This is a genomic window from Streptomyces sp. NPDC007856, from assembly GCF_042868225.1.
GTDB lineage: Bacteria > Actinomycetota > Actinomycetes > Streptomycetales > Streptomycetaceae > Streptomyces.
In genome coordinates, this window is record NZ_JBIAEC010000003.1 from 297624 (window position 1) to 319675 (window position 22052).

Here is a 22052-nt window from a genome sequence, read left to right on the forward strand (position 1 = left end):
CGCTTTGTGTGACCTGGCCAAGCCAGTAACCCGATACAGGACCGGTATCGCAACGTGCGCCGATGTGAAGGAGACGTGAGCGGTGTCACTTCCTGGTGGCGAGGTCACTTCTTGGACTTGATGACTGCCTCCATGACGTTCTTCGCGATCGGTGCGGCCAGGCCGCCACCGGAGATGTCGTCGCGGTTGGCGCTCTCGTCCTCGATGACCACGGCGACCGCGACCGGCGAGCTGCCGTCGGGCAGCTTGGCGTAGGAGACGAACCACGCGTACGGGTTGGCGCTGTTGGCCACACCGTGCTGCGCGGTGCCCGTCTTGCCGCCCACGGTGACGCCGGGGATCTGCGCCTTCGTACCGGTGCCCTGCTTGACGACCGTCTCCATCATGGACTGCAGGATCTGCGCGTTGGCCGGCGACAGCGGCCGGCTCATCTCCTCCGGCTGGGTCTTCGCGACCGGGTCGAGGTTGGAGGACTGCAGCTCGTCGACCATGTACGGCTTCATCAGCTTGCCGTCATCGGCGACCGCCGAGGCGACCATGGCCATCTGCAGCGGGGTGGCGGCGGTGTCGAACTGGCCGATCGAGCTGAGCGCCGTCTGCGGGCGGTCCATCTCCTTGGGGAAGACGGACGCGTTCGACCGCACCGGGACGAACTGCTCGGAGTTGAAGCCGAACTTCTCGGCCTCCTTCAGCATCTTGTCCTTGCCGAGCTGGGCACCGATGTGACCGAAGACCGTGTTGCAGGAGATGCGCAGCGCCTCCCGGAGGGACACGTTCTTGCACTGGATGCTGCCCTCGTTCTTCAGCTCGCGCGTGGTGTCCGGCAGCGTGTAGGGCTGGGGGGAGTCGGTGGCCTGGTCCGCCGAGTTGTACAGCCCGTTCTCCAGCGCGGCCGCCGCGGTGACCAGCTTGAACGTGGAGCCCGGCGGGTAGGTCTCGCGCAGCGCGCGGTTGAGCATCGGGTCGGCCGGGTTGTTCGCCTTCTGGAGGCTGTTCCAGGCCTTGGCGTCGCTGTCGGAGTAGCCCGAGAAGGACGAGGGGTCGTACGACGGGTAGGAGGCCAGCGCCAGGATCTTGCCCGTGGACGGCTCCAGCGCGACCACCGCGCCCTTGCCGCCCTGTGCCTTCAGCCCGTCGAACGCGGCCTTCTGCGCGGCCGCGTTCAGCGTGGTGACGACGTTGCCGCCCTGCTTCGGCTTGCCCGTGACCATGTCGAGGGTGTTGCGGAAGAAGAGCCGGTCGTCGTTGCCGGTCAGGATGCCGTCGTCGAGCTTCTCCAGCTGGCTGCCGTCGAAGGCCTGCGAGGAGTAGCCGGTGACCGGGGCCCACATGGGCCCGTCCTTGTAGGTCCGCTTGTACTTGAAGTCGCCGCTCTTGGACTCCACGGAGCCGGTTATCGGGTTGCCGTCGACGATGATGTCGCCGCGCGGGTGGGCGTAGCGCTCGATGGCGACCCGGCGGTTGTCCTTCTCGGTGGCGAGCTGGTCGGCCTTGACGTACTGGAGGTAGTTGTCCCGGATCAGCAGGGCCAGCACGAGCAGGCCGCAGAAGATCGCGATCCGGCGCAGGGGCTTGTTCATGACGGGCGGACCACCTGGGTCATCTCGGCGTCGGGGTTGGTGGCGGGGCTGGGCGCCGGGCGGCGGGCGGTGTCGCTGATGCGGATGAGGATGCCGATCAGTGCCCAGTTGGCCAGCACGGAGGAACCGCCGTACGCGACGAACGGCATCGTCATACCGGTCAGTGGGATGAGGCCCATCACACCGCCGGCCACGACGAACACCTGCAGCGCGAAGGCGCCGGACAGGCCGACGGCGAGCAGCTTGCCGAACGGGTCGCGGGCGGCGAGGGCGGTGCGCAGGCCGCGTTCCACGATCAGGCCGTAGATCAGCAGCATGGCCATGATGCCCGCGAGGCCCAGCTCCTCGCCGAAGGTGGCGAAGACGAAGTCGGAGTTGGCGGCGAACTTGATCAGGTCCGAGTGACCCTGGCCCCAGCCGGTGCCGAGGGTGCCGCCGGAGCCGAACGCCCACAGGGACTGCTGCAGCTGGTCGGAGTGGAGGATGCCGTCGTGGGTGACCTGGCGGCTGAGCTGGTACTCGCGCATCGGGTTGAGCCAGGCGTGCACACGTGTCTGGATGTGCGACTCGAAGCTCGCCACGCCGACGGCGCCGACCGCGGACATCAGCAGACCGAAGACGATCCAGCTGGTCCGCTCGGTGGCGACGTACAGCATGATGACGAACATTCCGAAGAACAGCAGCGAGGTGCCGAGGTCGGTCTCGAAGACGAGGATGAGGATCGACATCGCCCAGACGACCAGAATGGGGCCGAGGTCGCGGCCGCGCGGCAGGTACAGGCCCATGAAGCGGCGGCTGGCGAGGGCCAGGGCGTCGCGCTTCACCATCAGATAGCCGGCGAAGAAGACGGCGAGGACGATCTTCGCGAACTCACCGGGCTGGAGGGAGCCCAGGCCGGGGACGCGGATCCAGATCTTGGCGCCGTAGATGTCGGCCCCGAGGCCCGGCACCAGCGGCAGGAGCAGCAGGACCAGGGCGCAGACCATGGAGATGTACGTGTAGCGCTGCAGGACGCGGTGGTCCTTCAGGAAGATCAGCACCGCGGCGAACATGGCGATGCCCAGCGCGCTGTACAGCAGCTGGCGGGGCGCGGCCGCGGCGAAGTGGGGCAGCGACTGCAGCAGCTTCGACTGGTCCAGCCGCCAGATCACCACGAGTCCGAGCCCGTTGAGCAGCGTGGCCAGCGGCAGCAGCAGCGGGTCGGCGTACGGGGCGAACTTCCGTACGGCGAGATGGGCGACGCCGGCCAGCAGACCGAGACCGAGGCCGTAGGACAGCAGCCCGGCGGGCACCGAGTTGTTGATGGCCAGGCCCACGTTGGCGTAGGCGAACACCGGGATGGCCACGGCGAAGACCAGCAGGGCCAGCTCGGTGTTGCGGCGGCTCGGCGCGCCGATCGCGCCGATCGTGGACGTGTGGTGCGTCGGCGAGTTAGTCGTACTGCTCATCGTGTGACAGGGCCTCTCGCGGCTCGGCTACTGCTTGCCGCACTGATCGACGACCTTCTTCTCATCCTCGGAGAGGCTCGGGCCGGGGTTGGGGGTGGTGGACGCGGACGGCGGCTTCGAAGGGTTCTTCGTAGCGGGCGCCGAACCGGATGGGTGCGGTGTCGGTGTGGCCTTGGACGTGAAAGCGGTGCGGGTGGTTCCCGTGGTGCCCCCGGCCTCGCCCTGGCCCGTCTTCGCGTTCTGCCGGGATGCGACGGCCGTGCGCTCCGCCTGCTTCTTGCACGCGGAGGCCTGTACCGAGAGCGCCTGGATCTTCGCCTGCGCCTGCTGCAGACCGCCCGCCGCGATCGTGTTCTTGACCTGCTTCTGCTGGTAGGGCGGCAGGTACTTGAGTTCGATCTCGGGGTGGTCCTTCTCCACCTTCGACAGCGACACCCAGGCCAGGTCCTGGCTGATGCCGCGGTACAGCGCCACGTGCTCGTCCTTCGCGCCGACGTAGTACTGCGACTGGGTCCAGCGGTAGCCGCCGTAGAGGCCGCCGCCGATCACGGCGAGGGCGAGCACGCTGTAGAAGGATCTCTTCAGCCACCTGCGCCCGCCGCGCGGCTTGGTGAAGTCGCCGTCGGCGTAGTCGTCGAAACTGCCCGCCGGGATGTACCCGGTGGTGTCGCCGGAGCCGGGCGGGCCGAACTCGCCGCCGCCGTGCCCGGCTGCCCGGCGGCCCAGGTGCGAGGCGCGGCCGGCCGGGGTCTGCATGATGCCGTTGTCGTGCAGATGGTGCTGGTTCTCGGCGACCGCGCCGACCACGACCGGCTGGTCGGACAGCTGCCCGGCGAGGGTGTCACCGGTGTCCAGGTCGAGGACGTCGGCGACGATGACGGTGATGTTGTCGGGGCCGCCGCCGCGCAGCGCGAGCTGGATCAGCTCCTGCACGGTCTCCTGCGGGCCCTGGTAGCTGGCGAGGGTCTCCTCGATCGTCTGGTGGGAGACGACGCCGGACAGACCGTCGGAACAGATCAGATAGCGGTCGCCGGCCCGGACCTCGCGGATGGACAGGTCGGGCTCGACGTGGTCGCCGCTGCCGAGGGCGCGCATCAGCAGGGAGCGCTGGGGGTGGGAGGTGGCCTCTTCCTCGGTGATCCGGCCCTCGTCGACGAGCCGCTGCACCCAGGTGTGGTCCTGCGTGATCTGCGTGAGCACCCCGTCACGCAGCAGATAGGCGCGGGAGTCGCCGACGTGGACGAGCCCGAGCCGCTGCCCGGTCCACAGCAGTGCGGTCAGCGTGGTCCCCATGCCCTCCAGCTGGGGGTCCTCCTCGACCATGGCGCGCAGCTGGTCGTTGGCGCGCTGCACGGCGACGCCGAGGGAGGTGAGGATGTCGGAGCCGGGCACGTCGTCGTCGAGGGTGACCAGGGTGGAGATCACCTCGGAGGAGGCGACCTCGCCGGCCGCCTGGCCGCCCATGCCGTCGGCGATCGCGAGCAGCCGCGGACCGGCGTAGCCCGAGTCCTCGTTGCCCTCCCGGATCATGCCTTTGTGCGATCCGGCGGCAAAGCGCAGTGACAGACTCATGCGCACCTCGCCCGTCGGCTCCGAATGCAGCCGGTCGTGTCGAGCCACACTGCCCACCCTCCGGTCGGGAGCGCGCCGGAGGCCGGGGTGCGGCCTGCTTCCGCGTGCTCGCTCCGCTCGCTCATTGTCGTACTACTTCCGCAGCTCGATGACGGTCTTGCCGATGCGGATCGGCGCGCCCAGCGGGATCGGCGTGGGAGTCGTCAGCCGGGAGCGGTCCAGGTAGGTGCCGTTGGTGGAGCCGAGGTCCTCGACGATCCACTGACCGTCGCGGTCCGGGTAGATCCTGGCATGACGGCTGGAGGCGTAGTCGTCGTCCAGCACGATCGTGGAGTCGTGCGCCCGGCCCAGCGTGATCGTCTGCCCCTGCAGCGCGACCGTCGTGCCGGTCAGTGTGCCCTCGGTCACCACCAGCTTGGCGGGGGCGTTGCGGCCGCGCCGGCCGCCGCCCTGCTGGCCGCGCTGCTGCGGGGGCGCCGACTGCTGCCGGGCCGCCTGCTGCCGGCCCTGCGCTTGCGCACGCCCGGCCTCCCTGCGCGATCCGCGCTGGGTGACCCGCGTACCGAACAGGTCGCTCCGGATGACCTGCACGGCCACGATCACGAACAGCCACAGTACGGCCAGGAAACCCAGCCGCATGACCGTGAGGGTCAGCTCTGACATTGCCCCCGCTTCACCCTTCGGCTTGCCTATAGATAACGGTGGTGCTGCCCACGACGATCCGCGAGCCGTCGCGGAGCGTAGCGCGGGTGGTGTGCTGCCCGTCCACCACGATGCCGTTGGTGGAACCGAGATCCTGGATCGTCGAGGGCGTTCCGGTCCGGATCTCGCAGTGCCGGCGGGAGACGCCGGGGTCGTCGATCCGCACGTCGGCGTCGGTGCTGCGGCCCAGCACCAGCGTCGGGCGGGAGATCTGGTGGCGGGTGCCGTTGATCTCGATCCAGTAGCGGGTGCGCCCGCCGCTCGCCGGGGCGGCCGCGGGCCGCTGGGTGGCGGGCTGGGGGTATCCGTAGCCGCCGGGACGGGCGCCGGGCGGCGGTGCGGCCGGCATCGGGGGCGCGCCGGCGGGCGCGGCGGGCGGATAGCCGTACCCGCCCGGGCCGCCCTGCCCGGGACGGCCGGGGGCCGGGGCCGTGGGGGCCTGCTGTCCCTGCTGGTTGCTGGAGGAGGCGAGGGTGCGCGAGCGCACCCGGTACAGGCCGGTGTCGAGGTCGTCGGCCTTCTCCAGGCTGACCTTGATCGGGCCCATGAAGGTGTAGCGCTGCTGCTTGGCGTAGTCGCGCACCATGCCGGCCAGCTCGTCGCCGAGCTGCCCGGAGTACGGGCTGAGGCGCTCGTAGTCCGGCGCGCTCAGCTCCACGATGAAGTCGTTCGGTACGACGGTCCGGTCACGGTTCCAGATCGTGGCGTTGTTGTCGCACTCACGCTGGAGCGCGCCGGCGATCTCCACGGGCTGGACCTCGGACTTGAAGACCTTGGCGAAGGTGCCGTTCACCAGACCTTCGAGACGCTGCTCGAACTTCTTCAGGACTCCCATGGGGCACCTCCTCCGTCCTTGCCGTTGCCTTGCCCTGCTGTGTGGCCGCTGTCTTGCCTGTACTGCCGGTTCCGCTGGTGCTGCGCACTGATCGTATCTACGCGTCCGGCAATCAGCCGGTTCCCCCAGCGGCTCCCCTTCGAACTCCCGGTGCGCAGTCCCGCTGCCATGGATCGTAGAGGGGGGCGAAGACCAGTGTCCCGCACCTGGCTGTGGACCCGGCCCGGCTCCTGGGGAGATGCCGGGGAACGGTACGAGGTTGATACGTGAACCGAGTCTCCTTGATACGTGGGGGAGGGATGGGGCGGGTAGGAGGGGGCGGTTGGGGGCGTTGTGGGGGTGGGGCTTGGTCTCGGGCGCGGTGGGGGGACGGGTTTGGGGGATCGGGGCGGGGCGGTGGATGGGGTGTTGTGGGCTTGGGGCGGGGGTCGGTGGGGAGTTGGTGGTTCGGGTGGGGGCTGACGGGGGTCGTGGCGGGCCTGGGTGGGGGCCTGGCGGGGTCGTGGCGGGTCCGGGGCTGTCTCGGGGGTCCGGGGCTGTCTCGGGCCGGAGGGAAGCGATGTGAACCCACCCCGTACGACGTGCTAATGTTCTGGGTGTCGGAAGGGGCTGGCCCGAAAGGGCGGGAACCGGAAGACGCACCCAATGCGCGGGTGGCGGAATAGGCAGACGCGCTGGATTCAGGTTCCAGTGCCCGCAAGGGCGTGGGGGTTCAACTCCCCCCTCGCGCACAGAGACGAGACGGGTCTCTGTCGGTGACGGAAGTCACCGGCAGGGGCCCGTTTCGGCGTTGTGGGCCCGTTTCTTATTGTGTCCCGGTTTGTGATGAATCGCACAGACTGGTGGCGGACGTAGGGGACCCATCCGTGAGCTATCTCACGAGCGAGGCCGGCGATGCCTCCTGCCGCCGCCGGCTCCCTCACCGCAAGCACGGCGTCGTCTTGCCTGCGCTGAGGCAACTTCTCGCCATCTCGTGGTCCATTCTTCCGGACGCTTGGCAATGATTGTTGGCAACTACTTGCCAATAACTGGGCAATCGCCCTACCGTTGCTGTCGTTCGCCGCACGGACCCATCGCGGCCGACCCGAAAAGCCACGGGAATAGGAGCGCACGATGCAGAAGTTCGACACCCCCGCCCCGGTCTCCGTCGTCCTGGACATCCCCGCCGGACGCGTCCGGTTCATCGCCGCCGACCGTGCCGACACCACCGTCGAGGTCGGGCCCGCCGACCCGGCCAAGAGCCGCGACGTGAAGAGCGCCGATCAGACAGAGGTCGCCTACGCCGACGGCGTCCTGCGGATCCGCGTCCCCGAGCCCCGCAACCAGTTCTTCGGCCCGTCGGGATCCATGGAGGTCACGGTGCAGTTGCCTGCCGGCTCCAGCGTCGAGGCCAAGACCGGCAGCTGTGAACTGCTGACCGTCGGCCGTCTCGGCGACGTCGCCTTCGACGGCGCGTACCGGCGGATCGAGATCGACGAGGCGGCAGGCGTGTGCCTCAGGGCGGTCGACGGCGACGTCCAGATCGGCCGGCTCACCGGCCCCGCGGAGATCAGCACCGCACGGGGCGACATCCGGATCACCGAGGCCGCGCGCGGCACGGTCGTGCTGCGCACCGGCTCCGGCGACATCACCGTCGGCGCCGCCGCCGGGGTCTCGGCCGTCCTGGACGCCGGCACCACCCACGGCCGTATCAGCAACGCCCTGAAGAACGACGGCACCGCCGAACTCGACATCCGCGCCACCACCTCCCACGGCGACATCACCGCCCGCAGCCTCTGAAGGAACAGAACCAGGGCCGTCCGGCTCACAGCCTGTGGACGGAGGGGGCCGGCCGGGTCGTGCGGGGCCGGTCCCCGGTTCTCCCGAGGTTCAGGTATCCGGGGGTTCAGGACCGGCTCGGCTGGCACCGCGGGCACCACACGGTGCCCCGGCCCCCCAGCCGGGAGCGGCGCAGGTGGGTGCCGCAGCGGGGACAGACAGGGTCGGGGTCGTCGCGATGGCCGGTGAGCCACCCGTCGCGCGGTGGCACGCAGCCGGCGTTGACCGAGGAACGCAGCGTGCGCCGCATGTGGGAGTACAGGTGCCGGCGTTCGCTCTCCGTCAGATCACCGGCCCGGGTGCCGGGGTGCAGCCCGGCACGCCACAGGATCTCGTCGGCGAGCAGATTGCCGAGACCGGCCAGGACGGACTGATCGGTCAGCGCGGTCTTGATGTGACCGCGGCGCGCGCGTAGCCCGGCCTCGAAGTCCTCACGGTCCACTGCCAGCGCATCGGGACCCTGACGGTCCAGCAGCCGGGCGACGCCGGAGTCGTCGTCGGCCAGCCACAAGCCCTGGAGCTTGCGCTGGTCGCGGTAGCGGAGCTGGCGGCCGCCACCCAGGTAGAACAGGACGCGGTCGTGGGCCTCGACGGCGTCGTCGGGATCGGCGCAGAGCAGCCGACCGGTCATACCGAAGTGCAGCAGGACGGTCGGGCCGCCGGTGTGAGCGAGCAGCCACTTGCCGTGCCGCTCCGGCTCGGTGAACCGCCGGCCCTCCAGTGCCTCGCGCAGCCGCCGTGCGCTCACCCCGTGCAGGACGCCCGCGTCGCACACGTCGACGCGGCGGATCTCCCTGCCCTTCGCGCAGGACACGAGCACCCTGCGGAAACCCTCGACGTCCGGCAGCTCAGGCACGGCGGACGCCACCCTGCCGACTGAGGACGCCCTGCGCTTGACGGGGGCACAACGATCGAGCCGGAGCCGGAGCCGGAGCCGGAGCCGGAGCCGGAGCCGCAGCCGTAGCGGCTGGGGGCGCGGTCCCTCGTTTCTGTCTCGGGGCCATGGCAGCCTCCTCGCTGCGCCGGGCCTGTGCCGACACGGATGGCGATTCCGAAGGCGGGGGTGTCATGGGGCGCGTCGCGCCGGGCTCGCGGGGACCGTGGGTACGACGCTGCCGACGGCCGTCCACCCGAGTGCCCTCCGCGTCGCCGTTCGTACCGTGTCAGGCCGTCATCCACAGGGTCTGACGCGTTCCGGGCGTCCGCTGTACCGTCTGCACGAGTTGATGTTCGTGTGGATGTTCGTGCCGAAGGGCGTTCGGGGGAGGCGGTCGCGGTGACCGGAACCGGTGGGGAAGTGCTGGCGGACACGGTGGACCAGGAGACGCGCCGGCTGCCGCGGGTGCGCGGGTTCGCCCAGTGGCCGCGGCAGGGCTCGCCCAGGGACGAGGGCAAGGCGCTGCGGACGAGCGTGCCGCGCGGCGCGCACCGCACGCTCGACCTGGACCCCTCCCGCCCCGACGCGGTGAGCGCCGTCATCGTGTCCAACGCCGGCCGTATCGAGGAACTGACCCCCATCCGCGTCGGACGGATGGCCGCGACCCCGTTCGCCTTCCTGCGCGGCTCGGCCGGACTCATGGCGTACGACCTGGCCCGCACCCCCATGACCAGGATCGGCACCCAGATATGCGGAGACGCGCACGCGGCCAACTTCGGCCTGTACGGTGACCATCGCGGCGACCTCGTCATCGACCTCAACGACTTCGACGAGACCGTGTACGGCCCCTGGGAGTGGGATCTGAAGCGGCTCGCCGCCTCCCTGGTGCTCGCCGGGCGGGAGGCCGGCGCCGACGAGGACACCTGCCGTACCGCCGCGCGGGACGCGGTCGGCGCCTACCGCCGCACCATGCGCCTGCTCGCCAAGCTGCCGGCGCTGGACGCGTGGAACGCCATCGCGGACGAGGAACTGGTCTCCCACACCGACGCCCACGATCTGCTCGGCACCCTGCAACGGGTCTCCGAGAAGGCCCGGGCCAACACCAGCGGTCGGTTCGCGGCGAAGTCGACCGAGGAGGCGGCGGACGGCGGACGCCGTTTCGTGGACGCCTCACCGGTCCTGCGCCGCATCCCGGACGCCGAGGCGGCGGCGGTCGCCGCGTCCCTGGAGGAGTACCTGACGACGCTGCCCGAGGACCGGCACCCCCTGCTCGCCCGGCACGCCGTCCACGACGTGGCCTTCCGCGTGGTCGGCACCGGCAGCGTCGGCACCCGGTCCTATGTCGTCCTGCTCCTCGACCACCGCGAGCAGCCGCTGGTCCTCCAGGTGAAGGAGGCCCGCCCCTCCGCGCTCGTCCCGCCTCTGGCCACGGCCGGGTTCGAGACGCCGCCGGTGGCGCACGAGGGCCGCCGGGTCGTCCTCGGCCAGAAGCGGATGCAGGTGGTCAGCGACATCCTCCTCGGCTGGACCACGGCCGGTGGCCGGCCCTTCCAGGTCCGCCAGTTCCGCAACCGCAAGGGCAGCGTCGACCCCGCCGCCCTCGCCGCCGACCAGATCGACGACTACGGCCGGATGACCGGCGCCCTGCTGGCCCGCGCCCACTCCCACAGCGCCGACCCCCGCCTGATCGCCGGCTACTGCGGCAAGAACGAGGAACTGGACGAGTCGATAGCCACGTTCGCGGTCACCTACGCCGACCGCACCGAGGCCGACCACGCGGAACTGGTGACGGGCATCCGAACGGGACGCATCGCGGCGGAGCTGGGCGTGTGAGGCGGGGGCTGGGCTTCCCACCCGGCAGACCACCGACAGCCCTACGGCACCCCGCCGCATCTCCACCCCCTACCCTGTTCGCGTGACGACCCCCGATGCCGAACAGTCCCCGCGCCCCGAGGAGCGGCTCGAACAGGCCGTACGGGCCGCCGAGCAGGCGTTGATCGAGTACGAGATCGCCGTGGAGACGTTCCGCGTCGAGGTCGAGAACTTCTCCCGGCTGCACGAACAGCGGCTCGGCCCGCTCTACGCCCGCATCGAGGTGCTGGACGCCGAGATCGCCGAGGCCAGGGCCGCCCGCACCGGCGACCCGGAGGACATCAGCCGCGCCGAGGAGGCCCGCGCGCGGATCCTGCCGATCCCCGGCGTGGAAGAGCTGCTGCACGGCTGGATGGACGGCCACGGCCTCTTCCCGGAGGCCGCCGCCATGCTGACCGACCAGGCCGTACGGCCCCCGGAGCGGGTGCGGCCCAGCGAGGAGGCCCGCAAGCTCTACCGCGAGCTGGCCCGCAAGGCGCACCCCGACCTGGCACAGGAGGAACCGGAGCGGCAGCGGCGTGAGGAGTTCATCACCCGCGTCAACGCCGCCTACGCCCGCGGCGACGAGACCCTGCTGAAGGAGCTGGCCGAGGAGTGGGCGGCCGGCCCGGTGCCGCCCGAGCGGCGCCCGAGCCCCGCCGAGGAGCTGTACGCCCGCCTCGAATGGCTCGCCCAGCGCAAGGAACTGCTCACCCTCGTCGCCCGTGAACTGGAGGAGGGCGCCATCGCCGGCATGCTCCGGCTCGCCCCGGACGACCCCGACGGGTTGCTCGAGGAGATCGCCACCAAGCTGCGCTCCGACATCGCCCAGCGCGAGGCGGAACTGGCGGCCCTGCTGGAGCAGGGCTGAGCCTGGAGCAGGGCAGGCCGAGCCGCGGCTCGGCCCGGCCGGCTCCGGGCAGCTTCGGGTAGCGTCGGGGGCATGAGTTTCGGAGCTGGTGTGCCCACGGTCGAGGTCACGGACCTCAAGGACAGCGACTTCCTGCTGGACGTCCGCGAGGACGACGAGTGGCAGGCGGGCCACGCCGAGGGGGCGCTGCACATCCCCATCAGCGAGTTCGTGGCCCGCTACGGCGAGCTGACCGAGGCCGCCCCGCAGGGCGGCCGTGTCCACGTCATCTGCCGCTCCGGCGGCCGCTCGGCGCAGGTCACCATGTACCTGGTCCAGCAGGGCATCGACGCGGTGAACGTCGACGGCGGCATGCAGGTCTGGCAGGCCGCGGGCCGCCCGGTGATCACCGACGACGGCCGGCCCGGCTTCGTGCTGTAGCCGCTTCCCCGTGTCCCCGGGGGCCGCGCGGTCAGCCCAGCGGATGGGCGGCCAGCAGATCCCCGAGCCTCTCCTCGTGCGCCGCCGCCGGGCCGAGCGCCAGCTCCAGGTGCTTGGCCCAGGCGTGATAGCGGTGCAGCGGACAGTCGGTGTCGGCGCCGAACCCGCCGTGCAGATGCTGCGCCGTCTGCACCACCCGGCGCACCCCCTCCGCCGCCCAGATCTTCGCGATCGCGACATCCCCTGAGGCGGGCAACGCCCCCGGCGCCCCTGAGGCGATCCGCCAGGCGGCCTGCCAGAGGGTGGCCTCCATGGCGCGCAGATCGATGTACCGGTCCGCGGCCTGCACCGCCACCGCCTGGAAGGTCGCGAGCGGGTACCCGAACTGCTCCCGCTTTCCCGTGTACTCGGCGGTCATTCTCAGCACTCGCTCGCCCAGCCCGAGAGCCAGCGCGCAGTTGCCGGTGACAAGCAGCGCGTACAGCCACTCCCAGGCGCCGTCGGCCTCGATGACGTCGTCCGCGTCGATCCGCACGGACGTGAGCCGCAGCTCGGCCAGCCGCTCCCCACTGGTGGACACCTGCTCGGCGAGCACCACCCCGTCCTGCTCGCGCGCCACCAGCGCGAGCACGGTCCGCTCGGCAGCCGCGCTCCCGAGGTGCGCCGGTACGACGACGAGATCCGCGTCGTACGCCCACGGCACCGCCGTCTGCACCCCGTCCAGCACCCAGACCGGACCGTCCCGCCGCGCCCCGACGGCCAGTTCGGCCGGGTCGTGGCCACTGCGGCCGTTCACCGCGACGGTCAGCACCAGCTCACCCCGTCCGGCCCGCGCGAGCACGTGCCCCGCCAACTCCGCGCCACCGTAGGCCTGTACGGCCGCCGCCGCCGCGCTGTGCTCCAGCAACGGCACCCGGGCGAGCACCTTGGCGGACTCCCGCAGCACCAGGCACAGCGCGATCGCGTCCAGACCGGAACCGCCGTGCGCCTCGTCGAGCAGCAGACTCAGCAGGTCCGCCTCGGCCAGCCGGGACCACAACTCCCGGTCGAAGCCCTCGGCCACGGCACCGGTGGTGAGCGCCGGGCTGGGCACCGCGTCCGGTGCCACCCCGGCGAACACCCCGCACGCCGCCTCGGCCGCCGCCCGCTGCTCCTCGCTGAAGGTGAAGTCCACGGCCTGTCCTTCCGACGGGGTGGGTGTCGGTGATCTGACGGAGCGTCAAGATAGAACAGGTTCTAGAAGAAGGGAATGGGTGTGGAGTCTTCGGTGTTCCTGGGGGCCCCTCCCCCTCCCCCCACCCTCCCCACCCCCGCCGATCGTGCCCGCCGAGTCGGCCCACGCCCCCCCTCAGCGATCGAAGTCCAGCTCCACCTGCTCTGTCAGCGGATGCGACTGGCAGGCCAGCACATAGCCGGCTTCCGTCTCCTCCGACTCCAGGGCGAAGTTGCGGTCCATGCGGACCTCGCCGGAGACCAGGAAGGCACGGCACGTCCCGCACACGCCGCCCTTGCACGCGTAGGGCGCGTCGGGGCGGTTGCGCAGGACCGTCTCCAGCAGCGTCTCGCCGTCGCGCACCGGCCAGGTGCCGCCACGTCCGTCGAGCCGGGCGGTGACCGTGCTGTGCGCGGGTGCCTGGGCGGTGGCGGCCGGGGGCGAACCCGCATCCACGTGGAAGATCTCCTGGTGGATGCGGGACCGGTCCACACCCAGTTCCCGCAGCGCCTGCTCGGCGCCCCGCACCAGCCCGTACGGCCCGCACAGGAACCAGCCCGCGACCTCACCCACCGGCAGCAGCGCGGGCAGCAGCCCGGTGAGCCGCTCGCGGTCGAGCCGGCCGGACGGCGGACCCGCCTGCTGTTCCTCGCGGGAGAGCACGGTCACCAGCTGAAGCCGCTCCGGATAGCGGTCCTTCAGGTCGGCGACCTCCTCCAGGAACATCGTCGTGGCGGCCGTGCGGTCGCTGCGTATCAGGCAGAACCGGGCGGCCGGCTCGCGGGCCAGCAGTGTGGAGACGATGGACAGCACCGGGGTGATGCCGCTGCCGCCGACGACCGCCGCGTACAGTCCCGGCGCAGGTTCCAGGGTGAAGCGGCCGGCCGGGGTCATCACCTCCAGCACGTCGCCGACGTTGATCTCCTTCAGCGCGTAGGCGGAGAAGGCTCCGCCCTCCACGAGCCGCACGCCCACCCGTAGGGTGCCGGGGCCCGCGCCGGCCGGGTCGGGCGCGGGGGAGCAGATCGAGTAGGTGCGCCGTATCTCGGTGCCGTCGACCTGTCGGCGCAGCGCCAGGTGCTGGCCGGGTGAGTGCCGGTACTCCTCGCGCAGTTCGGGCGGGACGGTGAAGGTCAGGGCGACGGAGTCGTCGGTGATCCGGTCGACCTCGGCCACCGGGAGCGGGTGGAAGCGCGCCATCACAACTCCTTGAAGTGGTCGAAGGGTTCACGGCAGGCGAGGCAGCGGCGCAGTGCCTTGCACGCGGTGGAGGAGAACCTGCTGAGCAGCTCGGAGTCGGCGGAGCCGCAGTGCGGGCAGCGGACGGGCTCGGCCTCCGTCGATGCTGGGCGTGTCGGTCCGAGGGTCAGCGGCACCGGGCCGGAGGCGCTGCGCACCCGTGGGGGAGCGATGCCGAACTCCTGGAGTTTGCGGCGCCCTTCGGGGGTGATGTCGTCGGTGGTCCAGGCGGGGCTGAGCACCGTGCGGACCGTGACCTCGTGCATGCCGTGGGCGCGCAGCACCCGTTCGATGTCCACGCTCATCGCCTCGATGGCGGGGCAGCCGGTGTAGGTGGGGGTCAGGTCGACCTCGACCGTGCCGGGGCCGTGGAGACGCACCGCGCGCACCACGCCCAGCTCCTGGAGCGTGAGCACCGGCAGTTCGGGGTCGGGCACCGAGCCGGCCAGCTCCAGCAGTTCCGTCTCCAGGGCGGTGGTGGTCACCATGTCGCCCCCGGGTGGCTGCGGTGCAGATGCTGCATCTCGGCGAGCATCCGCCCGAAGGGTTCGGTGTGCAGGCCCTGGCGGCCGGCGCCGGCCGACCACGCGCCGGTGCGCGGTCCGTCGGGGAGGGGGAGTGTGGCCCGGCCGAGGACGTCCTGGACGGACTCCTGCCAGCGTTTGTCCAGGCGGGTCCAGTCGGCGTCGAGGCCTTCCACCGGCTGGAACATCTCACCGGTGAACTTCCACAGGGCCTGGCAGGCGCGGCGCATCCGCTCGTGGCTGGTCTCCGTGCCGTCGCCGAGGCGGAGGGTCCACTGCTCGGCGTGGTCGCGGTGGTAGGCGACCTCCTTGACCGCCTTGGCGGCTAGGGGCGCGAACGGCCCGTCGCTCATCGCCAGTTCGGCGTAGAGCAGGTGCTGGTAGGTGGAGAAGTACAGCTGGCGGGCGATCGTGTGGGCGAAGTCGCCGTTCGGCTGCTCGACCAGCTGGAGGTTGCGGAAGGCCCGCTCCTCGCGCAGGTAGGCCAGTTCGTCCTCGTCGCCGGCCATGGACAGCAGGACCCGGGCCTGGCCGAGCAGGTCGAGGGCGATGTTGGCGAGAGCGACCTCCTCCTCCAGGACGGGGGCGTGCCCGGCCCACTCCCCCAGCCGGTGGGAGAGCACCAGGGCGTCGTCGCCGAGGGCGAGGGCGGCTGTCACCGGGACGGTGGCGGGGCCGGTGGCGGTCACAGGTGCTTCACCCCTTCCGGGATCTCGTAGAAGGTCGGGTGCCGGTAGGGCTTGTCGGCGGCCGGCTCGAAGAAGGGGTCCTTCTCGTCCGGTGAGGACGCGGTGATCGCGGTGGCCGGGACGACCCAGATGGAGACTCCCTCGCCGCGGCGGGTGTACAGGTCGCGGGCGTTGCGCAGGGCCAGCTCCGCGTCGGGGGCGTGCAGGCTGCCGGCGTGGGTGTGGGAGAGGCCGCGCCGGGAGCGCACGAAGACCTCCCACAGGGGCCAGTCGGTGGTGCTCATGCTCGCTCCGCTCCTGTCGCGTGTGCTGTGTCGCTGCCTGTCTCAGCGGTGCTGGTCGCGCCGGGTGTGCTGCCAGTGCCGCCGGTGCGCTTGGCCGCGTAGGCGGCGGCCGCTTCCCGCACCCATGTGCCCTCGTCGTGGGCGCGCCTGCGCTGGGTGATCCGCTGTTCGTTGCACGGGCCGTTGCCCTTGAGGACCTCCCAGAACTCCGTCCAGTCGATCGGGCCGAAGTCGTAGTGGCCGCGTTCCTCGTTCCACCGCAGGTCCGGGTCGGGGAGGGTGAGGCCCAGGGACTCGGCCTGGGGGACGCAGATGTCGACGAAGCGTTGGCGCAGCTCGTCGTTGGAGTGGCGCTTGATCTTCCACTCCATCGACTGCGCGGAGTGCTGGGACTCGTCGTCGGGTGGGCCGAACATCATCAGGGAGGGCCACCACCAGCGGTCGACCGCGTCCTGAGCCATCGCGTGCTGTTCCGGTGTGCCCTTGCTGAGGGCCAGCAGCAGTTCGTAGCCCTGGCGCTGGTGGAAGGACTCCTCCTTGCAGATCCGCACCATCGCGCGGGCGTACGGGCCGTAGGAGCAGCGGCACAGCGGGACCTGGTTGGTGATCGCGGCGCCGTCCACGAGCCAGCCGATGGCGCCGACGTCGGCCCAGGTCAGGGTCGGGTAGTTGAAGATCGAGGAGTACTTCTGGCGGCCGCTGTGGAGCTTGCCGAGCAGTTCGTCTCGGCTGGTGCCGAGGGTCTCGGCCGCGCTGTACAGGTAGAGGCCGTGGCCGGCCTCGTCCTGGACCTTGGCCATGAGGATCGCCTTGCGGCGCAGGGAGGGCGCACGGGTGATCCAGTTGGCCTCCGGCTGCATGCCGATGATCTCGGAGTGTGCGTGCTGGGCGATCTGCCGGACCAGGGTGGCGCGGTAGGCGTCGGGCATCCAGTCGCGCGGTTCGATGCGTTCGTCGGCTGCCACGGCCGCGTCGAAGGCGTGCTGGAAGGCCGCCGTGTCGGCGGTGTCCGGTGCGCCGTCCGCCTGTGTGCGGGCCGTGTGCTGCGCGGCTGCTGTGGCCATGCGGTCCCCCTGACCTCGGGCTCTGCGGTGGACTGTCCCGACCGATCGTTCGGTCCGTGCGCATCAATGGTGTGCTGGGCCGGCGTGGGGTGTCAACCGCTGTGGAAAACTCCGGTGGGCAGCCTGTGGACAACGTGCGGAAGCGGGGGTAGGGCGGGGTGCCGGGCCGTACACGTGGTGAGGACCACGGCCGTGGCTCGTACCCAGGGCTGCGCCCGGCGGCCGGGGCTGAGTACCGTTCCGTGCTGACGCCGAGTGTGGCGCACGTGAAAAGTGGGGCACGTGGCGGACACCGCATCACAGAGGTGGACGACCGAGCCGGGCCACTGAACCGAAAGACTGAGCCGAAACGGGGGACGGGGCGGAATGGACGCGTACGACAAGGACCCGGGGGCCCGACCCGACCCCGGCGGGTCGGCCCGGGCGCGTCTCCCGGAGCCTTCCCCGACCGGCGTGGATTCCAGGGAAGACGTGGATTCCAGGGAAGGCATGGAGTCCTCGGCCGACATGGATGCGCGGGCCGACGAGGAGTCCTCTCTCGATGTGGGTCCTCGGGCGGGCAAGGATTCCCGGGCGGGCGCGGCTGCCGTCCGCGGTGAAGGTGCCGGGGCTTTCGGGGCCGAGGGCGCCGTGCCGCCCGCCGCGCCCCGTACCGGCGTGGCAGCCCTCTCCCCCGGCTATCAGGTCGCCGCGGCGCTGGCGCTCGCGGTGGTCGGTGTCGCCGCCTGTGTGCATCTGCTGATGGTTTTCCTCAGCCTCGCCCCCACGAACACGGTGACCAAGCAGCACGGCAACGCCGTCGCCGAGTGGGTGTACCCGGAGTTCGAGCAGAACTGGAAGCTGTTCGCGCCCAACCCGCTGCAGCAGAACATCGCCGTCCAGGTGCGCGCCGTGGTGCGGGCCAAGGACGGCGGGCTGCGCACCATCGGATGGACCGACCTGTCCGCCCAGGACGGCGCCGCGATCGACGGCAATCCGGTGCCGAGCCACGCGCAGCAGAACGAGGTGCGCCGCGCCTGGGACTTTTTCACCGCCACGCACAGTGCCGACAACCGCCCCGACCGCATGCGCGGCGCCCTGTCCGAGCAGTACCTGCGCCGGATCGTGGTGATGCGCCTGTACCGGACCTATCCGGCCGACCGCGACGGCGTCATACAGCGCGTGCAGATCCGTTCCAGCACCACCAATGTGCAACCACCCGAGTGGAGCGGTGAGCGCGTGTCCGACAAACCCGTCTACCGCGTACTGCCCTGGTGGACCGTGACGGCCGACGAGGCAGCGGGAGGTGTGCGGTGAACAGGTTCTCCCTGACCCTCTCGCGCGGTGTCGCCAAAGTCACCGAGTCGGCTCTCGGGCCGTACCAGAGCGCCGTCATGCGCATTGGGTTCGCCGCGACCTGGCTGCTGTTCCTGCTGCGTGAGTTCCCGCACCGCCAGGAGCTGTACGGCCCGGCCGGGCCCTGGGGCTGGAACCTCGCCAAGGAGCTGACCGCCGACAACCACGCCTTCACTGTCCTGCTGTGGTCCGACGGGCAGCTGTGGTTCGAGTGCTGCTACCTGCTGGCGATCCTCGCCAGTGCGGCGCTGCTGCTCGGCTGGCGCACCCGGACCGCGTCCGTGCTGTTCATGGTGGGTGTGCTGTCGCTGCAGAACCGCAGCGTCTTCGTGGGCGACGGCGGCGACAACGTCCTGCACCTGATGTCCTTCTACCTCGTGTTCACGCGCTGCGGGCAGGTGTGGTCCCTGGACGCGCGGCGGGCGGCGCGCCTCCAGGCGGCACGCGCGCGTGGGGAGCGGCTCTCCGTCGACCCGGTGGGCTCGTCCCTGTGGGCGGTGTCCGGCCTGGCGCTGCTCATGGCGGCGTTCACCGGCCGGTTCGACAACGGCTGGCTGGTCCCCGCGCTACTGTGGACCGCCTGGGCGGTGCTCGGTGTGTGGTGGGCCGTCGGCCGCTGGACGAAGTCTCCGCAGCCGCGGATCCTGCTGGACGTCGTCACCAACGTCCTGCACAACGGAGCCCTGTGCGTGATCATGGCGGAGGCCTGCCTGATCTACGCGACGGCCGGCTGGTACAAGATCCAGGGCTCGCGCTGGCAGGACGGCACCGCCGTCTACTACCCGCTCCACCTGGACTACTTCTCGCCCTGGCCCGGGCTCGCCGACCTGATGTCCTCCAGCGGCACGGTCATGATGATCGTGGCCTACGGCACGGTCATGGTGCAGGTCGCCTTCCCGTTCACCCTGTTCAACCGGCGGGTCAAGAACGTCCTGCTGGTGCTGATGATGACCGAGCACGCGATGATCGCGGTCGTGCTCGGCCTGCCGTTCTTCTCGCTGGCAATGATCACCGCGGACGCGGTCTTCCTGCCGACGCCGTTCCTGCGCCGCCTCGGTGCGCTGGTCGCACGCGCGCGTGGGCCGCTCGTCCCGCGTGAGGACCGTACGGTGCCCGCGCCCCGCTCCCCCGAAAGCAGCCCCGAGGAGAGCCCGCAGGGCCGCGTAGGGTTCACGGCATGACCGATCCGCTGACGCGCTGGCGCGAGCACGCCGATGACGCCGTGCTGCTCGACGGCTTCCACGCCCTCAAGCACGCGCTGCGCTTCGGGGCCGAGGTCCCGGTGGCGGTCACCATCGACCGGCGGGCCGCGCTCGCCCTCGCCGAGGACCTGGCCGCGGACGTACGGGACGCGCTCGACGCGCTGCTCACCGAGGTGCCCACGCAGGCGTACGCCTCGCTCGTCCCGCGGCCCCATCCGACCGGCGTGGCCGCGCTCGCCGTACGGCCGTCCCGCGAGGCCAACCTGCGCAGGCTCACCCACACGCCCCGCACCGCGCCCGTCGTGGTCCTGGACAACCCGCGCAACCTGGGCAACGCCGGTGCCGTGATCCGGCTGGCCGCCGGTTTCGGGGTGACCGGCGTGGTCACTACAGGCACCCTCGACCCCTGGCATCCCACGGTGGTGCGCGGTGGCGCCGGCCTGCACTTCGCGACGGCCGTGGAGCGGCTGGCGGTCGACGAGCTGCCCCCGGGACCGGTGTTCGCACTGGACCCCGAGGGCGACGACATCCGGGGCGTGAAGCTCCCGGACGACGCCGTCCTCGCCTTCGGCTCGGAACGCAGCGGACTGTCGGCGCAGCTACGCGCGCGTGCAGACCATCTGCTGCGACTGCCGATGCGCCCCCAGGTCTCCAGCTACAACCTCGCCACCAGCGTGGCGATGACGCTGTACCACTGGAGCGCGACCGGGGGCGCGCTCCAGGGTTCCTAGGCCTCCCGGCGCACCTCGACGACCCGGAACCGGTTCGCGACGAACGCGCCGTCGCACAGCGCTGCGTTCGCCGCCGGGTTGCCGCCCGAGCCGTGGAAGTCGGAGAACGCGGCGGTCTGGTTCACGTACACCCCGCCGGTCAGGTTGAGCGACAGCTGCGCCGCCTCCTCCAGGCACACCTCCTCGACGGCCCGCTCCACCTCGCTGTCGGTGGTGTAGGCGCCGACTGTCATCGCGCCCTTGTCACGGACCGTGCGGCGCAGCAGCTCCACCGCGTCGTTCGCCGAGTCGACCGCGACGGCGAAGGAGACGGGGCCGAAGCACTCGCTCATGTAGGCGGCCTCGTCGTCCGGCTTGGCGCCGTCCAGCTTGACGATGACCGGGGTGCGCACGACCGCCCCCGGGAAGTCCGGGTTGCTGATCTCCCGCGAGGCCAGAGCCACTTCGCCGAGGCCGGCGGCGGCCTCCAGACGGGCCTTGACGTCCGGGTTGACGATCGCGCCCAGTAGGGCGTTCGCGCGGGCGTCGTCGCCGAGGAGGCCGTCGACCGCGCGGGCGAGGTCGGCGGTGACCTCGTCGAAGGTCTTGGGGCCCTCGTCGGTGCGGATGCCGTCCCGGGGGATGAGCAGGTTCTGCGGGGTGGTGCACATCTGGCCGCTGTACAGGGACAGCGAGAACGCCAGGTTGGACAGCATGCCCTTGTAGTTGCCGGTGGAGTGCACGATCACCGTGTTGACGCCGGCCTTCTCGGTGTAGACCTGCGCCTGGCGGGCGTTGGCCTCCAGCCAGTCGCCGAAGGACGTCGACCCGGTGTAGTCGATGATCCGGACCTCGGGGCGGGTGGCGAGCTTCTTGGCGATGCCCTCGCCGGGGCGCTCGGCGGCCAGTGCCACCAGGTTCGGGTCGAAGCCCGTCTCGCTGAGCACCTGGCGCGCGGTCTGCACGGTGAGCGCGAGCGGCAGGACCGCGCGCGGGTGGGGCTTGACCAGGACCGCGTTGCCGGTGGCGAGGGAGGCGAACAGGCCCGGGTAGCCGTTCCACGTCGGGAAGGTGTTGCAGCCGATGAGCAGGGCGAGGCCGCGCGGGACCGGGGTGAACTGCTTGGTGAGGGCCAGCGGGTCGCGCTTGCCCTGGGGCTTGGTCCACTCGGCCGTCTCGGGCGTGCGGACCTGCTCCGCGTACGCGTACGCCACCGCCTCCAGGCCGCGGTCCTGGGCGTGCGGGCCGCCGGCCTGGAACGCCATCATGAAGGCCTGGCCGCTGGTGTGCATGACCGCGTGCGCGAACTCGTGCGTCCGGTCGCTGATCCGCTTGAGGATCTCCAGGCACACCAGCGCCCGGGTCTCCGCGCCCGCGTCCCGCCACGCCCGCTGCCCGGCCTTCATCGCGGGGATCAGCACGTCCACGTCCGCGTGCGGGTAGCCGACGCCCAGCTCGATGCCGTACGGCGAGATCTCGTCGCCCACCCAGTCGTCGGTGCCGGGCTGGCCGAGGTCGAGGCGGGTGTGCAGCAGGGCGTCGAAGGCGGCCTTGCCCGCCGCCGCGTCCAGGCTGCCGTTCTCGCCGTAGGCCTTGGGGTGCTCGGGGTGCGGGGACCAGTACGCGCGCGTGCGGATCGCTTCCAGTGCCTGGTCCAGGGTGGGCCGGTGCTTCGCGATGAGCTCATGGGTGGTCAGTTCGGCGGCCATGCGGGACCAACTCCTCGTCTGGAGAACTCTTCGTCGAGTTCATTGACCTGGCAGAAAGAGCAGCGGGATCGGGCGGTCAGAGCTAGAGTAACCGAACGATCGGTCGGGA

At 71.2% G+C, this 22052-nt stretch carries 20 protein-coding genes and 1 tRNA gene; 8 read left to right on the forward strand and 13 right to left on the reverse strand.

The features are described 5' to 3' along the window. Positions 1-104: 104 nt before the first annotated feature. From ACFYOH_RS09430 to ACFYOH_RS09450, 5 genes are all read right to left on the reverse strand, one after another. Positions 105-1580 (reverse strand): peptidoglycan D,D-transpeptidase FtsI family protein, encoded by a 1476-nt coding sequence (locus ACFYOH_RS09430; protein WP_388622870.1) that lies wholly within the window; start codon positions 1578-1580, stop codon positions 105-107. Continuing rightward, on the reverse strand, positions 1577-3028 hold the full coding sequence (locus ACFYOH_RS09435; protein ID WP_388622872.1) for an FtsW/RodA/SpoVE family cell cycle protein: 1452 nt from the start codon (positions 3026-3028) through the stop codon (positions 1577-1579). Before ACFYOH_RS09435 ends, ACFYOH_RS09430 begins: the two co-directional genes overlap by 4 nt. Before the next feature lie 27 nt (positions 3029-3055). Then, complete coding sequence (locus tag ACFYOH_RS09440; protein ID WP_388622875.1) at positions 3056-4600, reverse strand: Stp1/IreP family PP2C-type Ser/Thr phosphatase; 1545 nt, start codon at positions 4598-4600, stop codon at positions 3056-3058. A gap of 132 nt (positions 4601-4732) precedes the next feature. Beyond that, complete coding sequence (locus ACFYOH_RS09445; RefSeq protein WP_388622877.1) at positions 4733-5263, reverse strand: FHA domain-containing protein; 531 nt, start codon at positions 5261-5263, stop codon at positions 4733-4735. 10 nt (positions 5264-5273) lie between these two features. Beyond that, on the reverse strand, positions 5274-6137 hold the full coding sequence (locus ACFYOH_RS09450) for an FhaA domain-containing protein (RefSeq protein WP_388622880.1): 864 nt from the start codon (positions 6135-6137) through the stop codon (positions 5274-5276). 647 nt (positions 6138-6784) lie between these two features. Here ACFYOH_RS09450 and ACFYOH_RS09455 point away from each other — a divergent pair. Next, a tRNA-Leu gene (locus tag ACFYOH_RS09455) sits at positions 6785-6868 on the forward strand. Positions 6869-7250: 382 nt separating this feature from the next. Then, positions 7251-7916: a DUF4097 family beta strand repeat-containing protein gene (locus ACFYOH_RS09460; RefSeq protein ID WP_388622883.1), complete on the forward strand. Its 666-nt coding sequence runs from the start codon at positions 7251-7253 to the stop codon at positions 7914-7916. Between the two features lie 106 nt (positions 7917-8022). Here ACFYOH_RS09460 and ACFYOH_RS09465 read toward each other — a convergent pair whose 3' ends face one another. Further along, positions 8023-8811 (reverse strand): Fpg/Nei family DNA glycosylase, encoded by a 789-nt coding sequence (locus ACFYOH_RS09465; protein WP_388622886.1) that lies wholly within the window; start codon positions 8809-8811, stop codon positions 8023-8025. A 420-nt stretch (positions 8812-9231) separates the two neighbouring features. Here ACFYOH_RS09465 and ACFYOH_RS09470 point away from each other — a divergent pair, with 420 nt between their 5' ends. The 3 genes from ACFYOH_RS09470 to ACFYOH_RS09480 all read left to right on the forward strand — a co-directional run bounded on the left by ACFYOH_RS09470 (position 9232) and on the right by ACFYOH_RS09480 (position 11974). Then, positions 9232-10665, forward strand: a complete 1434-nt coding sequence (locus ACFYOH_RS09470; RefSeq protein ID WP_388622888.1) for a DUF2252 domain-containing protein — start codon at positions 9232-9234, stop codon at positions 10663-10665. Positions 10666-10747: 82 nt separating this feature from the next. After that, positions 10748-11554: a hypothetical protein gene (locus ACFYOH_RS09475; RefSeq protein WP_388622891.1), complete on the forward strand. Its 807-nt coding sequence runs from the start codon at positions 10748-10750 to the stop codon at positions 11552-11554. 90 nt (positions 11555-11644) lie between these two features. Continuing rightward, the gene (locus tag ACFYOH_RS09480; protein WP_388623849.1) at positions 11645-11974 is read left to right on the forward strand and encodes a rhodanese-like domain-containing protein; all 330 of its coding nucleotides are present in this window, start codon (positions 11645-11647) and stop codon (positions 11972-11974) included. A gap of 31 nt (positions 11975-12005) precedes the next feature. Here ACFYOH_RS09480 and ACFYOH_RS09485 read toward each other — a convergent pair whose 3' ends face one another. The 6 genes from ACFYOH_RS09485 to paaA form a co-directional block, all read right to left on the reverse strand. Then, a complete protein-coding gene (locus ACFYOH_RS09485) occupies positions 12006-13148 on the reverse strand; it encodes an acyl-CoA dehydrogenase family protein (RefSeq protein WP_388622894.1) in 1143 nt (380 codons plus the stop codon). 174 nt (positions 13149-13322) lie between these two features. Then, complete coding sequence (locus tag ACFYOH_RS09490) at positions 13323-14387, reverse strand: 2Fe-2S iron-sulfur cluster-binding protein (RefSeq protein WP_388622897.1); 1065 nt, start codon at positions 14385-14387, stop codon at positions 13323-13325. Continuing rightward, positions 14387-14914 (reverse strand): 1,2-phenylacetyl-CoA epoxidase subunit PaaD, encoded by a 528-nt coding sequence (paaD, locus tag ACFYOH_RS09495; RefSeq protein ID WP_388622901.1) that lies wholly within the window; start codon positions 14912-14914, stop codon positions 14387-14389. Before paaD ends, ACFYOH_RS09490 begins: the two co-directional genes overlap by 1 nt. Then, positions 14908-15639, reverse strand: coding sequence for a 1,2-phenylacetyl-CoA epoxidase subunit PaaC (paaC, locus tag ACFYOH_RS09500; RefSeq protein ID WP_388622904.1), 732 nt, complete (start codon positions 15637-15639; stop codon positions 14908-14910). The genes paaD and paaC overlap by 7 nt, the downstream gene beginning before the upstream one ends. After that, positions 15636-15923, reverse strand: coding sequence for a 1,2-phenylacetyl-CoA epoxidase subunit PaaB (gene paaB / locus ACFYOH_RS09505; RefSeq protein WP_190016117.1), 288 nt, complete (start codon positions 15921-15923; stop codon positions 15636-15638). The genes paaC and paaB overlap by 4 nt, the downstream gene beginning before the upstream one ends. After that, entirely contained in the window at positions 15920-16987 is a 1068-nt protein-coding gene (gene paaA / locus ACFYOH_RS09510) for a 1,2-phenylacetyl-CoA epoxidase subunit PaaA (protein WP_388622907.1), read from the reverse strand. Before paaA ends, paaB begins: the two co-directional genes overlap by 4 nt. Before the next feature lie 366 nt (positions 16988-17353). On the opposite strand from paaA, the gene ACFYOH_RS09515 reads away from it, so the two are divergent. From ACFYOH_RS09515 to ACFYOH_RS09525, 3 genes are read left to right on the forward strand one after another with little or no spacing between them, the layout of a single operon-like run. After that, a complete protein-coding gene (locus tag ACFYOH_RS09515) occupies positions 17354-18283 on the forward strand; it encodes a DUF5819 family protein (protein ID WP_388622910.1) in 930 nt (309 codons plus the stop codon). Beyond that, on the forward strand, positions 18280-19503 hold the full coding sequence (locus ACFYOH_RS09520) for an HTTM domain-containing protein (RefSeq protein WP_388622912.1): 1224 nt from the start codon (positions 18280-18282) through the stop codon (positions 19501-19503). Before ACFYOH_RS09515 ends, ACFYOH_RS09520 begins: the two co-directional genes overlap by 4 nt. Continuing rightward, positions 19500-20255 carry a TrmH family RNA methyltransferase gene (locus ACFYOH_RS09525; protein ID WP_388622915.1) on the forward strand — a complete coding sequence of 252 codons (756 nt, stop codon included), beginning with the start codon at positions 19500-19502 and terminating at the stop codon, positions 20253-20255. The genes ACFYOH_RS09520 and ACFYOH_RS09525 overlap by 4 nt, the downstream gene beginning before the upstream one ends. On the opposite strand, the gene paaN is transcribed toward ACFYOH_RS09525, so the two are convergent. After that, positions 20252-21943: a phenylacetic acid degradation protein PaaN gene (gene paaN / locus ACFYOH_RS09530; RefSeq protein WP_388622917.1), complete on the reverse strand. Its 1692-nt coding sequence runs from the start codon at positions 21941-21943 to the stop codon at positions 20252-20254. The two genes, ACFYOH_RS09525 and paaN, sit on opposite strands and share 4 nt — an antisense overlap. Positions 21944-22052 lie beyond the last annotated feature (109 nt).